General features: G+C 52.6%; 14 protein-coding genes. All 14 read left to right on the plus strand.

Going from position 1 to position 15,535, the window contains the following annotated elements; genetic code table 11:
- The first annotated feature begins 324 nt into the window (after positions 1-324).
- On the plus strand, positions 325-2,214 hold the full coding sequence (mnmG, locus tag AC6I8L_RS00005) for a tRNA uridine-5-carboxymethylaminomethyl(34) synthesis enzyme MnmG (RefSeq protein WP_058961694.1): 1,890 nt from the start codon (positions 325-327) through the stop codon (positions 2,212-2,214).
- 47 nt (positions 2,215-2,261) lie between these two features.
- Positions 2,262-2,879, plus strand: a complete 618-nt coding sequence (gene rsmG, locus AC6I8L_RS00010) for a 16S rRNA (guanine(527)-N(7))-methyltransferase RsmG (RefSeq protein ID WP_038643976.1) — start codon at positions 2,262-2,264, stop codon at positions 2,877-2,879.
- Positions 2,880-3,592: 713 nt separating this feature from the next.
- The gene (atpI, locus tag AC6I8L_RS00015; protein ID WP_034830047.1) at positions 3,593-3,973 is read left to right on the plus strand and encodes a F0F1 ATP synthase subunit I; all 381 of its coding nucleotides are present in this window, start codon (positions 3,593-3,595) and stop codon (positions 3,971-3,973) included.
- Positions 3,974-3,981: 8 nt separating this feature from the next.
- A complete protein-coding gene (gene atpB, locus AC6I8L_RS00020) occupies positions 3,982-4,800 on the plus strand; it encodes a F0F1 ATP synthase subunit A (RefSeq protein WP_034830046.1) in 819 nt (272 codons plus the stop codon).
- A 50-nt stretch (positions 4,801-4,850) separates the two neighbouring features.
- Positions 4,851-5,090: a F0F1 ATP synthase subunit C gene (atpE, locus tag AC6I8L_RS00025; RefSeq protein WP_003849523.1), complete on the plus strand. Its 240-nt coding sequence runs from the start codon at positions 4,851-4,853 to the stop codon at positions 5,088-5,090.
- Positions 5,091-5,197: 107 nt separating this feature from the next.
- A complete protein-coding gene (gene atpF / locus AC6I8L_RS00030; protein ID WP_034830044.1) occupies positions 5,198-5,668 on the plus strand; it encodes a F0F1 ATP synthase subunit B in 471 nt (156 codons plus the stop codon).
- Positions 5,669-5,682: 14 nt separating this feature from the next.
- Positions 5,683-6,216 carry a F0F1 ATP synthase subunit delta gene (gene atpH / locus AC6I8L_RS00035; RefSeq protein ID WP_034830043.1) on the plus strand — a complete coding sequence of 178 codons (534 nt, stop codon included), beginning with the start codon at positions 5,683-5,685 and terminating at the stop codon, positions 6,214-6,216.
- A 14-nt stretch (positions 6,217-6,230) separates the two neighbouring features.
- Positions 6,231-7,772, plus strand: a complete 1,542-nt coding sequence (atpA, locus tag AC6I8L_RS00040; RefSeq protein WP_058961695.1) for a F0F1 ATP synthase subunit alpha — start codon at positions 6,231-6,233, stop codon at positions 7,770-7,772.
- A 52-nt stretch (positions 7,773-7,824) separates the two neighbouring features.
- Entirely contained in the window at positions 7,825-8,691 is an 867-nt protein-coding gene (gene atpG, locus AC6I8L_RS00045; RefSeq protein WP_034830040.1) for a F0F1 ATP synthase subunit gamma, read from the plus strand.
- A 63-nt stretch (positions 8,692-8,754) separates the two neighbouring features.
- On the plus strand, positions 8,755-10,152 hold the full coding sequence (gene atpD / locus AC6I8L_RS00050) for a F0F1 ATP synthase subunit beta (protein WP_034830039.1): 1,398 nt from the start codon (positions 8,755-8,757) through the stop codon (positions 10,150-10,152).
- Between the two features lie 24 nt (positions 10,153-10,176).
- The gene (locus AC6I8L_RS00055) at positions 10,177-10,596 is read left to right on the plus strand and encodes a F0F1 ATP synthase subunit epsilon (RefSeq protein ID WP_034830038.1); all 420 of its coding nucleotides are present in this window, start codon (positions 10,177-10,179) and stop codon (positions 10,594-10,596) included.
- 264 nt (positions 10,597-10,860) lie between these two features.
- On the plus strand, positions 10,861-12,231 hold the full coding sequence (gene glmU, locus AC6I8L_RS00060; protein WP_058961696.1) for a bifunctional UDP-N-acetylglucosamine diphosphorylase/glucosamine-1-phosphate N-acetyltransferase GlmU: 1,371 nt from the start codon (positions 10,861-10,863) through the stop codon (positions 12,229-12,231).
- A 244-nt stretch (positions 12,232-12,475) separates the two neighbouring features.
- Complete coding sequence (gene glmS, locus AC6I8L_RS00065; RefSeq protein ID WP_058961697.1) at positions 12,476-14,305, plus strand: glutamine--fructose-6-phosphate transaminase (isomerizing); 1,830 nt, start codon at positions 12,476-12,478, stop codon at positions 14,303-14,305.
- Between the two features lie 177 nt (positions 14,306-14,482).
- The gene (pstS, locus tag AC6I8L_RS00070) at positions 14,483-15,526 is read left to right on the plus strand and encodes a phosphate ABC transporter substrate-binding protein PstS (protein ID WP_045815086.1); all 1,044 of its coding nucleotides are present in this window, start codon (positions 14,483-14,485) and stop codon (positions 15,524-15,526) included.
- The last annotated feature ends 9 nt before the right edge of the window (positions 15,527-15,535 follow it).

Here is a 15,535-nt window from a genome sequence, read left to right on the forward strand (position 1 = left end):
CCGGTAGTTATCCCAATAACAACCCGTGGTGCTTTTTTCGGCTGTGTATAAGTCGCCATTTAGATCCCAGCTTATACGGATCAGGATCACCGATCATTCACAGCAAGCGATCCTCTCTAATCCTCTGTTAATGCTTTGCTTTTCGGGGTTATCAACAGACCCTGACGATCCTAATAAGAGATCTAACAGAGAGATCATATAAAAGAATAAAGATCCTTTCTTTTAAACCGCAGGATCCCGCGGCTTTCGCAGTCGACAGAATTTCAGTAGAATCCACCGCCCAGGGCAACGATCCCTGTCCGAACATTAACGAGGACCCACTTCATGTTTTATCCAGATCCTTTTGACGTCATCGTAATCGGTGGTGGTCATGCGGGCACAGAAGCCGCGATGGCCGCTGCCCGAATGGGTCAGCAAACGCTGTTACTCACCCATAACATTGATACGCTTGGACAAATGTCCTGCAACCCGGCGATTGGTGGCATTGGGAAAGGACACCTGGTGAAGGAAGTGGATGCCTTAGGCGGTTTGATGGCGACAGCAATTGACCAGGCCGGTATTCAGTTTAGGATACTAAACGCGAGCAAAGGCCCTGCTGTGCGGGCAACGCGTGCGCAAGCCGACCGCGTGCTCTATCGCCAGGCAGTACGTACGGCGTTGGAGAACCAGCCGAACCTGATGATCTTCCAGCAGGCCGTTGAAGATCTGATTGTGGAGAACGATCGCGTCGTCGGTGCTGTCACGCAGATGGGCCTGAAATTCCGTGCCAAAACTGTGGTGCTGACAGTCGGGACATTCCTTGACGGCAAAATTCATATTGGTCTGGATAACTACAGCGGTGGCCGTGCTGGCGATCCGCCATCCATTCCACTGGCGAAACGCCTGCGTGCTTTGCCGCTGCGCGTAAATCGTCTGAAAACTGGTACGCCGCCCCGTATTGATGCACGCACCATAGATTTTTCGGTGCTGACACCGCAGCATGGCGATACGCCAATGCCGGTGTTCTCGTTTATGGGTAATGTTTCTCAGCATCCGCAACAAGTTCCATGCTGGATCACCCATACCAACGAACAAACGCACGATGTGATCCGCAATAACCTCGATCGCAGCCCGATGTATGCCGGGATCATTGAAGGGATCGGACCACGTTACTGCCCATCGATCGAAGACAAAGTGATGCGCTTTGCCGATCGTAATGCGCATCAGATCTTTCTTGAACCGGAAGGGCTGACCAGCAACGAGATCTACCCGAACGGTATCTCCACCAGCTTGCCGTTTGACGTACAGATGCAGATCGTCCGTTCGATGAAAGGTCTGGAGAACGCGAAGATTGTGCGCCCAGGCTATGCCATCGAGTACGATTTCTTCGATCCGCGTGATCTGAAGCCGACGCTGGAAAGCAAATTTATCCACGGCCTGTTCTTTGCCGGTCAGATTAACGGCACCACCGGTTATGAAGAAGCTGCGGCGCAGGGCTTGCTGGCCGGTTTGAACGCTGCACGTGCCTCAGCAGACAAAGAGGGCTGGGCGCCGCGTCGCGACCAGGCTTATCTCGGTGTGCTGGTTGACGATCTCTGCACGCTCGGCACCAAAGAGCCGTACCGCATGTTTACCTCGCGCGCGGAATATCGTTTGATGCTGCGTGAAGACAACGCCGATCTGCGTTTGACAGAAAAAGGTCGCGAGTTGGGTCTGGTCGATGATGCGCGTTGGGCGCGTTATAACCAGAAGCTGGAAGCGATTGAGCAGGAGCGCCAGCGCCTGCGCGATCTGTGGGTACATCCGAAATCAGACAATGTGGGCGAAGTGAATAGCGTCATCAGTGCGCCACTGACGAAAGAAGCCAGCGGTGAAGATCTGTTGCGTCGCCCGGAAATGACCTACGAACTGCTGATGACGTTACCGAGTTATGGCCCGGCATTATCTGACGAGCAATCTGCAGAGCAGGTTGAGATTCAGGTGAAGTATGAAGGGTACATTGCACGCCAGCAGGAAGAAATTGACCGCCAGCAACGCAACGAAAACACCTTACTGCCTGGCGATCTCGACTATCGTCAGGTTAATGGCTTGTCGAATGAAGTGATCGCCAAACTCAACGATCACAAACCTACCTCCATTGGGCAGGCCTCGCGTATTTCAGGCATTACACCAGCAGCTATCTCCATTTTGCTGATTTACCTGAAAAAACAGGGCCTGCTGCGTAAAAGTGCCTGATCGACCCTGGGGCGAGGTCACTCGCCCCCGTTTATGGAACGTTCCTTGTGATTAACAAACTCTCCCAGCTGCTCGATGCGGCAAATATTTCACTTACCGATCAACAAAAACAGCAGCTCGTCGGCTATGTAGAATTGCTGCATAAGTGGAACAAGGCGTACAACCTGACATCGGTGCGCGATCCGCAGCAGATGCTGGTGCGCCATATTCTCGACAGCGTGGTCGTCGAACCGCATTTACAAGGCGAGCGCTTTATTGATGTGGGCACCGGGCCGGGTCTGCCAGGGATTCCGTTAGCCATTGTCCGTCCGCAGGCGCATTTTACGCTGCTGGATAGCCTGGGAAAACGCATCCGTTTCCTGCGTCAGGTACAACATGAGTTAGGGCTCACTAACATCACCCCGGTACAAAGTCGTGTGGAAGAGTTCCCCGCAGAACCACCGTTTGATGGCGTTATCAGCCGTGCCTTTGCTTCGCTGGAAGACATGCTGAACTGGTGTCATCATTTACCGGGCACCTCAGGCCGCTTCTACGCATTGAAGGGGGTGCGTCCGGATGATGAAATTTCAGCCTTGCCTGCGGGCTTTGTGGTGGAGAAGATTGAATCACTGCATGTGCCAGAACTGGATGGTGAACGTCATTTAGTGGTGCTGTCTCGCCAATAGCCATAAAGAAGGTGCGGATTTAACACCAACCGCACCTTTAGTCAGTGAAAACGTCCTGAATAAAAAAACAGCAGTTGAACACTTTTAGTCAAAAGCTTTTATTCGGCAGGGCAGGGTGAGACAGTTAACAAGCGCCACGGAAATTATCCGAAAAGCTCTGTTACATTTAACGAACATTTCACATTTCATTATCAGTTAGATCACTTTATTGGCTGTATTTACCTGCGCAAATAGTCACGTCAGAAAATATAACTCTGCAATAAATCGGCGTGCGTAATATCAGTTTTACGTTTTTATTGCGATGTACGATGTCAATAGAGTGTTTTTATCGAAAATCATGACATGATACCGGATGGATAATTCTATCGTCATGATAAAAAACAGCTTTCATCACTTTTGAAATCTTAAAATTCATGCTTAAAACAAATTCATTCGCCAGCCTATTGCCTATAATGTGATCTGAAGCACGCTTTAAAAGCAAGCCAACAAGGCAATTTCAGCGATTTAGCTGAGTCATAGTGGAAGGTGATGTTTTGAAAAATAGCCCTCCAGAAAGAAATTTAAATAATTGTTCACCTTTTCGCTACTTACCGATTGAAATCGCAGGTGGCGCCCGTATAATTTGCACGGCTTTTGCTGCTTGACTCAAATGAGTAAAGGCAGTCTTATACGACACGCGACATACCCCGTTCGGGGCAGGAGAGTTCAACGCCATGTCAGTGTCTCTTTACAGTGTGAAATTAGCCCGGACCGTGCTGGTGATCCAGCTGGTGACGTTTGTCATCATCGGTGCACTCTTTACTCTGAAAGATGTTATCTGGGGCGCCTCCGCCATCGCGGGTGGAGCGGCAGCCTGGCTGCCGAATGTGTTGTTTATGTTTTTAGCCTGGCGCCTGCAGGATCAAACGCCTGCCAAAGGTCGTGTGGCCTGGAGCTTCGCCCTCGGTGAAGTGTTGAAGGTCTTCACGACAGTCATTCTTCTCATGGTGGCGTTAGGTGTGTTTGGAGCGGTCTTCTGGCCTCTCGCAATCACTTGGTTATCGGTGCTGGTGGTGCAGATCGTCGCGCCGGCTGTAATTAACAACAAAGGGTAAGAGGCATCATGGCTGCTGGAGAAATCTCTACTCCGCAAGAATACATAGGTCACCACCTGAATAACCTTCAGCTGGACCTGCGTACTTTCGAGTTGGTGAATCCGCACGACGCTCCTGCGACGTTCTGGGTATTAAATATCGATTCCATGTTTTTCTCTGTGGTACTGGGACTGCTTTTCCTGGTGTTGTTCCGTAAAGTGGCAAAAAGCGCCACCAGCGGTGTGCCAGGGAAACTTCAAGCGGCTATCGAACTGGTTGTCGGTTTCGTTGATAATAACGTTCGCGACATGTACCACGGTAAAAGCAAACTTATCGCCCCGCTGGCTCTGACAATTTTTGTCTGGGTCTTCCTGATGAACTTCATGGATCTGCTGCCTATCGATTTGCTGCCGTTTATCGGTGAGCACTATCTTGGCCTGCCAGCGCTGCGCGTTGTGCCGTCTGCAGATGTGAACATCACGCTGTCTATGGCGTTGGGCGTCTTTATTTTGATTCTGTTCTACAGCATCAAAATGAAAGGCATTGGCGGCTTCACCAAAGAACTGACGCTGCAGCCTTTTAATCACCCGATCTTCATCCCAATCAACCTGATTCTTGAAGGTGTTAGCCTGCTGTCTAAACCGGTTTCACTCGGTCTGCGACTGTTCGGCAACATGTATGCGGGTGAACTGATCTTTATCCTGATTGCCGGCTTGCTGCCGTGGTGGTCGCAGTGGGTGTTGAATGTGCCATGGGCCATTTTCCACATCCTGATCATTTCGCTGCAGGCTTTCATTTTCATGGTCCTCACGATCGTCTATCTGTCGATGGCATCTGAAGAACATTGATTTTTTTATCTCAACACTAAGCTTTTAACTGAAACAAACTGGAGACTGTCATGGAAAACCTGAATATGGATCTGCTGTACATGGCTGCCGCTGTGATGATGGGCCTGGCGGCAATCGGTGCTGCGATCGGTATCGGCATCCTCGGAGGCAAATTCCTGGAAGGCGCTGCGCGTCAACCGGATCTGATTCCTCTGCTGCGTACGCAGTTCTTTGTTGTAATGGGTCTGGTGGATGCAATCCCAATGATCGCTGTAGGTCTGGGTCTCTACGTGATGTTTGCGGTCGCCTAAACCTGGTAGCCTTGTTCACTCATGGCACCCGGTGTGATGAGGAACGGATTCTGCCGTTTATCGCTGATAGCGGCAGAGCAAGTTAACTTAATAAGAGGCATTGTGCTGTGAACATTAATGCAACAATCCTCGGCCAGGCCATCGCGTTCATTCTGTTTGTCGCGTTCTGCATGAAGTACGTATGGCCGCCGATCATGGCTGCCATCGAGAAGCGCCAGAAAGAAATTGCTGATGGCCTTGCTTCTGCTGAGCGCGCGAAGAAAGATTTAGATCTCGCGCAGGCCAATGCGACCGACCAGCTGAAAAAAGCGAAAGAAGACGCTCAGGTCATTATCGAGCAGGCGAACAAACGCCGTGCACAGATTCTGGACGAAGCGAAAACCGAAGCTGAGACTGAACGTAACCGCATCGTGGCACAAGCGCAGGCAGAAATCGAAGCCGAGCGTTCACGTGCCCGTGAAGAGCTGCGTAAGCAAGTCGCGTTGCTGGCATTAGCTGGCGCCGAGAAAATCATCGAACGTTCCGTGGATGAAGCTGCTAACAGCGACATCGTTGATAAACTGGTCGCTGAACTGTAAGGAGGGAGGGGCTGATGTCTGATCTGATTACTGTAGCTCGCCCCTACGCCAAAGCAGCTTTTGACTTTGCTGTTGAGCATCAAAGTATCGATCGTTGGCAGACCATGCTGGCGTTTGCCGCTGAAGTGGCTCGCAACGAACAGATGGCAGATCTTCTTTCCGGTGCGCTCGCGCCGGAAGCTTTGTCTGCTTCTTTCAACGCGGTATGTGGCGATCAACTTGATGAACCCGCTCAGAACCTGATTAAGGTAATGGCGGAAAACGGACGTTTGACAGCACTTCCAGCGGTACTGGAACAGTACATCCAACTGCGTGACGCTTATGAAGCGACCGCCGAAGTGGATGTGATTTCTGCCAGTACCCTGAGTGACAGCCAGCTGAGTAAAATCAGCGCCGCGATGGAAAAACGTCTGTCACGCAAAGTTAAGCTGAATTGCAAAATTGACAAGTCTGTAATGGCAGGTGTGGTTATCCGTGCGGGTGACCTGGTCATTGATGGTAGCGTACGCGGCCGTCTTGATCGTCTGGCAGACGTCTTGCAGTCTTAAGGGGACTGGAGCATATGCAACTGAATTCCACCGAAATCAGCGAACTGATCAAGCAGCGCATTGCTCAGTTCAATGTGGTGAGCGAAGCTCACAACGAAGGTACTATTGTTTCTGTAAGTGACGGTATCATCCGCGTACACGGCCTGGCCGATGTGATGCAGGGTGAGATGATTGCCCTGCCGGGTAACCGTTACGCTATCGCACTGAACCTCGAGCGTGACTCGGTTGGTGCAGTAGTGATGGGCCCGTACGCTGACCTCGCCGAAGGCATGAAGGTTAAATGTACTGGCCGTATTCTTGAAGTTCCAGTTGGCCGTGGCCTGCTGGGCCGTGTGGTGAACACCCTGGGTGCACCGATCGACGGTAAAGGCGCAATCGACAACGACGGCTTCTCGCCGGTTGAAGTGATTGCACCGGGCGTTATCGACCGTCAGTCTGTAGACCAGCCTGTTCAGACCGGTTACAAATCTGTCGATGCGATGATTCCAATCGGCCGTGGCCAGCGTGAGCTGATCATCGGTGACCGTCAGACCGGTAAAACCGCAATGGCAATCGACGCCATCATCAACCAGCGCGATTCAGGCATCAAGTGTGTCTACGTTGCGATTGGCCAGAAAGCGTCAACCATTTCTAACGTGGTACGTAAGCTGGAAGAACACGGCGCGTTGGCTAACACCATCGTCGTTGTGGCTTCTGCTTCTGAATCCGCTGCACTGCAATACCTGGCGCCATACGCCGGTTGCGCAATGGGTGAGTACTTCCGTGACCGCGGTGAAGATGCCCTGATCGTATACGATGACCTGTCTAAGCAGGCTGTTGCTTACCGTCAGATTTCACTGCTGCTGCGCCGTCCACCAGGTCGTGAAGCATTCCCAGGCGACGTGTTCTATCTCCACTCTCGTCTGCTGGAGCGTGCATCACGCGTAAGCGCTGACTACGTTGAGCGTTTCACTAACGGTGCTGTGAAAGGCCAGACCGGTTCTCTGACCGCGCTGCCAATCATCGAAACTCAGGCGGGTGACGTTTCTGCGTTCGTTCCGACCAACGTAATCTCGATTACTGATGGTCAGATCTTCCTGGAATCGAACCTGTTCAACTCCGGTATTCGTCCAGCCGTTAACCCGGGTATCTCTGTATCCCGTGTTGGTGGTGCTGCACAGACCAAGATCATCAAGAAACTGTCCGGTGGTATCCGTACCGCTCTGGCACAGTATCGTGAACTGGCTGCGTTCTCTCAGTTCGCATCCGATCTGGACGATGCAACGCGTAAACAGCTGAGCCACGGTCAGAAAGTGACCGAGCTGCTGAAACAGAAACAGTATGCGCCGATGTCTGTCGCGCAACAGGGTCTGGTGCTGTTTGCTGCTGAGCGCGGCTTCCTGAACGACGTTGAACTGGCGAAAATCGGCAGCTTCGAAGCCGCTCTGCTGGCGTTCGCAGACCGCGATCACGCCGAGCTGATGGCTGAAATCAACCAAGCGGGCAACTTTAATAACGAAATCGAAGAGAAGCTGAAAGGCCTCCTCGAAACGTTTAAAGCAACCCAGTCCTGGTAATGTCTGGCGGCTTGTCTGAAAAGGCAGGCCGCAAGGCTTTGAGGAGAAGCTAATGGCCGGTGCAAAAGAAATACGTACCAAGATTGGAAGCGTAAAAAATACGCAGAAGATCACCAAAGCGATGGAAATGGTCGCCGCCTCCAAAATGCGTAAAACGCAGGAACGCATGGCGGCCAGCCGTCCGTATGCAGATACCATGCGCAAAGTGATTGGTCACCTTGCTCTCGGTAATCTGGAATACAAGCACCCTTACCTGGATGAGCGTGACGTTAAGCGCGTCGGCTACCTGGTCGTTTCGACTGACCGCGGGCTTTGTGGTGGTTTGAACATTAACCTGTTCAAAAAATTGCTGGCAGATATGAAAGGCTGGGCTGATAAAGGTGTACAGAGCGATCTGGCCGTTATCGGTTCTAAAGGCAATTCATTCTTCGGCTCTGTCGGTGGCAACATCGTGGCACAGGTCACTGGTATGGGCGACAAGCCTGCACTGTCTGATCTTATCGGCCCGGTAAAAGTGATGTTGCAGGCCTATGATGAAGGCCGCATCGACAAGCTGTATATCGTCAGCAACAAGTTTAATAACACCATGTCTCAGACTCCGACCATTACCCAACTGCTGCCGTTACCGCCAGCGGAAGGTGAAGAAGAGATGAAGGCGAAGACCTGGGATTACCTGTACGAACCCGATCCGAAAGCGCTGCTGGATACCCTGCTGCGCCGTTATGTCGAATCGCAGGTTTATCAGGGTGTGGTGGAAAACCTGGCCAGTGAGCAGGCTGCACGTATGGTGGCAATGAAAGCTGCAACCGATAACGGCGGAAACCTGATCAAAGAGCTGCAGTTGGTTTACAACAAAGCTCGTCAGGCCAGCATCACCCAGGAACTTACCGAGATCGTCTCGGGAGCCTCCGCGGTTTAACCAGGCATATATCCTGTCGCGCGAGCGCGGCCGGATATTCTCGTATTAGGTAGAGGATTCAAGATGGCAGCTGGAAAGATTGTCCAGATTATCGGCGCCGTAGTTGACGTCGAATTCCCTCAGGACGCGGTACCGCAGGTATATAGCGCGCTTGAGGTTCAAAATGGTGATGCTCGTCTGGTGCTGGAAGTTCAGCAGCAGCTGGGTGGTGGCGTGGTTCGTACCATCGCCATGGGTACTTCTGACGGCCTGAAGCGCGGTCTGCAAGTTACCGACCTGAAAAAACCGATCCAGGTACCGGTTGGTAAAGCAACCCTCGGCCGTATCATGAACGTATTGGGCGAACCAATCGACATGAAAGGCGACCTGCAGAATGACGACGGCACCACTGTAGAGGTTTCCTCTATTCACCGTGCTGCGCCTTCTTATGAAGATCAGTCTAACTCGCAAGAGCTGCTGGAAACCGGCATCAAGGTTATCGACCTGATGTGTCCGTTCGCTAAGGGCGGTAAAGTCGGTCTGTTCGGTGGTGCGGGTGTAGGTAAAACCGTAAACATGATGGAGCTGATCCGTAACATCGCGGCTGAGCACTCAGGTTACTCGGTATTTGCTGGTGTGGGTGAACGTACTCGTGAGGGTAACGACTTCTACCACGAAATGACTGACTCCAACGTTATCGATAAAGTAGCGCTGGTGTATGGCCAGATGAACGAGCCGCCGGGTAACCGTCTGCGCGTAGCACTGACCGGTCTGACCATGGCGGAGAAATTCCGTGATGAAGGCCGTGACGTTCTGCTGTTCATCGATAACATCTACCGTTACACCCTGGCCGGTACTGAAGTATCAGCACTGCTGGGTCGTATGCCATCTGCGGTAGGCTACCAGCCAACGCTGGCAGAAGAGATGGGTGTGTTGCAGGAGCGTATTACCTCCACTAAGACGGGTTCAATCACCTCTGTACAGGCCGTTTACGTTCCTGCGGATGACTTGACCGACCCATCACCAGCAACCACCTTTGCTCACTTAGACTCAACCGTTACGCTGAGCCGTCAGATCGCCTCTCTGGGTATCTACCCAGCTGTTGACCCGCTGGATTCAACCAGCCGTCAGCTGGATCCACTGATCGTGGGTCAGGAGCACTACGACGTTGCGCGTGGCGTGCAGTCTCTGCTGCAGCGTTACCAGGAACTGAAAGACATCATCGCCATCCTCGGTATGGACGAGCTGTCTGAAGAAGACAAACTGTTGGTGGCACGTGCGCGTAAGATTCAGCGCTTCCTGTCTCAGCCGTTCTTCGTTGCTGAAGTCTTCACCGGTTCTCCAGGTAAGTACGTGACCCTGAAAGACACTATCCGTGGCTTCAAAGGCATCATGGAAGGCGAATTCGACCACCTGCCAGAGCAGGCGTTCTACATGGTCGGCGCTATCGAAGAAGCTGTAGAAAAAGCGAAGAAACTGTAATAACGGTTTCCCAGGAGGAATAGTATGGCTATGACTTATCATCTGGACGTTGTCAGCGCGGAGCAACAAATGTTCTCCGGTCTGGTTGAGCGCATCCAGGTGTCAGGTAGCGAAGGTGAGCTGGGTATTTACCCTGGCCACGCCCCGCTGCTGACAGCCATCAAGCCTGGTATGATTCGCATCGTGAAACAGCACGGCGAAGAGGAGTATATCTACCTCTCTGGCGGCGTGCTGGAAGTACAGCCGGGCAGCACGACCGTTCTGGCCGACACCGCGATTCGCGGTGAAGACCTCGACGAAGCGCGCGCGCTGGAAGCGAAACGTAAAGCAGAAGAGCACATGAACAGCAGCCACGGTGATGTGGACTATGCTCAGGCCTCTGCGGAACTGGCGAAAGCTATCGCGAAACTGCGTGTAATCGAGCTGACCAAGAAAGCGATGTAATCAGGCTTTATGCGTCACGAAATGCCAGCCCATTGGGTTGGCATTTTTTTTGCGCGCGATAAATCATCCTGCTTTGGGGGAGGGCGATGTTGTCTTGCTTTGCCCGATTTCATCGGCAAAGTGCATCGCGTGATGCCCAGGCCGGCACTGGTTTTATCCCCGATCACCCTTTCATCTTTATCCGCTAATTTCGGTCCGAGAAAAATGTAGTAATCTCAGAGGTAAACCTTACACTTTCGAAAGTTAAATTGAGTCTGGATAGTTATGTCTACAAGCGCAATGAGTGTGGTGATTTTAGCCGCTGGCAAAGGCACCCGTATGTATTCCGATCTGCCCAAAGTACTGCACACCCTGGCAGGCAAACCGATGGTTCAGCATGTGATTGATGCGGCGACCGGCCTTGGAGCCCAGCAGGTGCATCTGGTGTACGGTCACGGCGGCGATCTGCTGCAAGAGAAACTAGCCCACAACACCCTGAACTGGGTATTGCAGGCTGAACAGCTGGGTACCGGCCATGCGATGCAGCAGGCGGCACCTTTCTTTGCCGATGACGAAGACATCCTGATGCTGTACGGCGATGTGCCGCTGATCTCGCAAGCCACTTTACAGCGTTTGCGTGAAGCGAAACCTGAAGGTGGAATCGGTTTGCTCACCGTGGTGTTAGACAACCCTACCGGCTATGGTCGCATCGTGCGTAAAAACGGCACGGTGACCGGCATCATTGAGCAGAAAGATGCCTCAGCAGAACAACTTAAGATTCAGGAAATTAACACCGGCATCCTGATTGCCAACGGCGGCGACCTCAAACGCTGGCTGGCGCAGCTCAACAATAACAATGCTCAAGGCGAGTTTTATATCACCGATATCATCGCCATGGCGCATCACGAAGGTCGCGTGATCAACGCGGTACATCCTGCGCGTATCAGTGAGACCGATGGTGTGAATAACCGCCTGCAACTGGCCACGCTGGAGCGTGCCTATCAGAGCGAGCAGGCAGAACAACTGCTGCTGGCGGGCGTCATGCTGCGCGATCCTGCGCGTTTCGACCTGCGCGGTTCGCTGCAACATGGGCGTGATGTCGAGATCGATACCAACGTTATCATTGAAGGCACCGTGACATTGGGCGACCGCGTCAAAATTGGCGCTGGGTGCATCATCAAAAACAGCGTGATTGGTGATGATTGTGAAATCAGCCCTTATTCAGTCCTCGAAGATGCCACCTTAGCCGCTGCCTGCACCGTTGGCCCGTTCGCGCGTCTGCGTCCTGGCAGCGAGTTGGCGGAAGAGGCACATGTCGGCAATTTCGTTGAGATGAAAAAGGCCATCTTGGGCAAAGGTTCCAAAGCGGGTCATCTTTCGTATCTTGGCGACGCAGAAATTGGCGCGGGCGTAAACATCGGGGCTGGCACCATTACCTGTAACTACGATGGCGCGAATAAATCGAAAACCATTATCGGCGACAACGTGTTTGTCGGCTCCGATACCCAGTTGGTGGCTCCGGTCACCGTCGCGGCTGGCGCGACCATCGCTGCAGGTACCACGGTAATGAACGATGTCACCGCCGCCGATCTGGTCTACAACCGCAAAGAACAGAATCAGAAGTCTGGCTGGCAGCGTCCGGTTAAGAAAAAATAAATTTTAAGGGTCGGCAAAGATCGACCCGTGAAAAAAACTACCCGAAATCATTTGAGTTTCTGAAAGGCGGCAAGCGCGAGTCCTCAGGAGCTGACTGAAGTCAGTGACTGAGGTGAATGCGCGTAGCCAACGCACCTGAAATTTGATGTATGAAGGGTAGATCCCCCACTCTCTACAAGGCTCGGGGAATAATCAGGTCAGAAGACAACGCAATGGCCGAAAGCCATGAAGTCAGGAAACTATTATGTGTGGAATTGTTGGTGCAGTAGCGCAGCGTGACATCGCAGAAATTCTGCTGGAAGGTCTGCGTCGTCTTGAGTATCGCGGTTATGACTCTGCGGGTCTGGCCGTTGTCGATCGCCAGGGACATATGACGCGTCTGCGTCGTCTTGGTAAAGTGGCTAATCTGGCTGAAGCCGCAGAGCAGCAGCCACTGATTGGTGGCACTGGTATTGCTCATACGCGTTGGGCAACCCACGGTGAGCCATCAGAAGCCAATGCGCATCCGCATGTCTCTGAGCACATTATCATTGTGCATAACGGCATCATTGAGAACCATGAGCCATTGCGTGCGCAGATGATCGAACGCGGTTACCAGTTTGCCTCAGAAACGGACACCGAAGTGGTGGCGCATCTGGTGCACTGGGAGCAGAAGCAGGGCGGCACATTGCGTGAAGTGGTACTGCGCGTGATCCCGCAACTGCGCGGTGCTTATGGCATGGTGATCATGGACAGCCGCGATCCATCCGTGCTGGTGGCTGCGCGTTCAGGTAGCCCGCTGGTGATTGGCCGTGGCGTGGGTGAAAACTTCATTGCTTCTGACCAACTGGCGCTGCTGCCGGTGACCCGCCGCTTTATGTACCTGGAAGAGGGCGATATCGCCGAGATTACGCGCCGTGAAGTCACCATCATCGATCGTGATGGCAAGCCAGCCAAACGCGCGGAAATCGAATCCACGGCGCAGTACGATGCTGGTGATAAAGGTGCCTATCGTCACTACATGCAGAAAGAGATCTATGAGCAGCCGAACGCGATTAAAAACACCATCACTGGTCGTTTTAATCATGGGCAGATCGATCTCAGCGAACTGGGTGCCAATGCCGAAGCCTTGCTGAGCAAGGTTGAGCACATCCAGATTATCGCCTGCGGTACCTCGTATAACTCCGGGATGGTGTCGCGCTACTGGTTTGAGTCGCTGGCCAACATTCCTTGCGATGTGGAAATCGCCTCCGAATTCCGCTATCGCAAATCCGCTGTGCGTAAAAACAGTCTGCTGATCACCCTGTCGCAATCGGGTGAAACCGCCGATACGCTGGCCGCGCTACGCTTGTCGAAAGAGCTGGGTTATCTCGGTTCGCTGGCCATCTGTAACGTTGCCGGCTCTTCGCTGGTGCGTGAATCCGATCTGGCGCTAATGACCAAAGCCGGCACCGAAATTGGTGTGGCCTCAACGAAAGCCTTCACCACGCAGTTGGCGGTGTTGCTGATGCTGGTGGCGAAACTGGGTCGTCTGCATGGCATGAAGCCAGAAACCGAGCACGAAATTGTGCATGCGCTGCAGGCATTGCCAAGCCGCATTGAGCAGATGTTGGCGCAGGATAAAGTGATTGAAAGCCTGGCGGAAGGTTTCTCTGACAAGCATCATGCCTTGTTCCTGGGTCGTGGCGATCAGTATCCGATCGCGATGGAAGGCGCGCTGAAGCTGAAAGAGATCTCCTATATTCACGCAGAAGCCTACGCCGCCGGAGAGCTCAAGCACGGCCCGCTGGCGCTAATTGATGCCGATATGCCGGTGATCGTCGTTGCGCCGAATAACGAGCTACTGGAGAAGCTGAAATCGAATATTGAAGAGGTGCGTGCGCGCGGCGGTTTGCTATATGTATTTGCCGATCAGGATGCGGGTTTCACCGACAGCGAAGGCATGAAAATTATCTCACTGCCACACGTCGAAGAGGTGATAGCACCGATCTTCTATACCGTGCCGTTGCAGCTGCTTTCGTATCATGTTGCGCTGATTAAAGGCACCGACGTTGACCAGCCCCGTAACCTGGCAAAATCGGTTACTGTTGAATAATCTATAAAAAGGGCGGGCCTGCAACGGGTCCGCTTGCTTTTTAAACGGTGTCATATAACTGTCATATTTCGTACATTTCACTGTCATCAAACTGTCCTATTTTCCCTCCAGCAGCAATCACTGACTCCAACTAAAATGGCATTGAGCCTGATTTTTTTTAAATCCCCTGGAGGGAACATGACACTGATGCGTACATCCGTAGCCCGAATCCTCGCTGCCACCTTCGCAGTAAGCGCGGTATCTGCTTTTGCAGCCACCGACCTGACTGGCGCTGGCGGTACATTCCCGGCACCGGTTTATGCCAAGTGGGCAGCAGAATACCAGCAAGCCACCGGTAGCAAAATCAACTATCAGGGTATTGGTTCTTCAGGCGGCGTTAAGCAGATCATCGCTAAAACCGTTGATTTCGGTGCGTCAGATGCGCCGATGGCGGATGCCGATTTGGAAAAAAATGGTCTGTTCCAGTTCCCTACCGTTATCGGTGGCGTGGTTCTGGCCGTTAACATCCCAGGTGTTAAATCAGGTGAACTGACGCTGGACGGAAAAACCGTTGGCGATATCTACCTGGGCAACATCAAAAAGTGGAACGACCCGGCGATCACTAAGCTGAACCCAGGCGTGAAACTGCCAGACACCAACATCAACGTGGTTCGCCGCGCAGATGGTTCAGGTACCTCTTTCGTGTTCACCAGCTACTTGTCTAAAGTCAACGCAGACTGGAACAGCAAAATTGGTAAAGGCAACACCGTTAACTGGCCAACCGGTCTGGGTGGTAAAGGTAACGACGGTGTCGCAGCCTTCGTACAGCGTCTGCCGGGTTCAATCGGCTACGTTGAATATGCGTACGCTAAGCAGAACAACCTGACCTACACCAAACTGGTTGATGCTGACGGTAAATCTGTTGCACCAAGCGAAGCCAGCTTTGCTAACGCTGCCAAAGGCGCAAACTGGAGCGAGTCTTTCGCTCAAGACCTGACCTTCCAGAAAGGCAACGATGCATGGCCGATCACCTCAACCACTTTCATCCTGATCTACAAAGACCAGGCGAATGCTGAGAAAGGTGCTGAAGTGCTGAAGTTCTTCGACTGGGCTTACAAAGGCGGCAGCAAAACTGCAACCTCACTGGATTACGCCGCGCTGCCAGAAAGCGTCGCTAACCAGATTCGTACTGCCTGGAAAGCGAACATCAAAGACAGCTCAGGCAAAGCGATTTACAAGTAAGCGAATGAC

The organism is Type-E symbiont of Plautia stali (assembly GCF_059731115.1).

What these genes read in the sequence shown, in the direction of transcription:
- mnmG (WP_058961694.1), top strand. Translation starts at nt 325, where the DNA reads ATGTTTTATCCAGATCCTTTTGACGTCATCGTAATCGGTGGTGGTCAT.
- atpI (WP_034830047.1), top strand. Translation starts at nt 3,593, where the DNA reads ATGTCAGTGTCTCTTTACAGTGTGAAATTAGCCCGGACCGTGCTGGTG.
- atpB (WP_034830046.1), top strand. Translation starts at nt 3,982, where the DNA reads ATGGCTGCTGGAGAAATCTCTACTCCGCAAGAATACATAGGTCACCAC.
- atpE (WP_003849523.1), top strand. Translation starts at nt 4,851, where the DNA reads ATGGAAAACCTGAATATGGATCTGCTGTACATGGCTGCCGCTGTGATG.
- atpH (WP_034830043.1), top strand. Translation starts at nt 5,683, where the DNA reads ATGTCTGATCTGATTACTGTAGCTCGCCCCTACGCCAAAGCAGCTTTT.
- atpA (WP_058961695.1), top strand. Translation starts at nt 6,231, where the DNA reads ATGCAACTGAATTCCACCGAAATCAGCGAACTGATCAAGCAGCGCATT.
- atpG (WP_034830040.1), top strand. Translation starts at nt 7,825, where the DNA reads ATGGCCGGTGCAAAAGAAATACGTACCAAGATTGGAAGCGTAAAAAAT.
- atpD (WP_034830039.1), top strand. Translation starts at nt 8,755, where the DNA reads ATGGCAGCTGGAAAGATTGTCCAGATTATCGGCGCCGTAGTTGACGTC.
- AC6I8L_RS00055 (WP_034830038.1), top strand. Translation starts at nt 10,177, where the DNA reads ATGGCTATGACTTATCATCTGGACGTTGTCAGCGCGGAGCAACAAATG.
- glmU (WP_058961696.1), top strand. Translation starts at nt 10,861, where the DNA reads ATGTCTACAAGCGCAATGAGTGTGGTGATTTTAGCCGCTGGCAAAGGC.
- glmS (WP_058961697.1), top strand. Translation starts at nt 12,476, where the DNA reads ATGTGTGGAATTGTTGGTGCAGTAGCGCAGCGTGACATCGCAGAAATT.
- pstS (WP_045815086.1), top strand. Translation starts at nt 14,483, where the DNA reads ATGACACTGATGCGTACATCCGTAGCCCGAATCCTCGCTGCCACCTTC.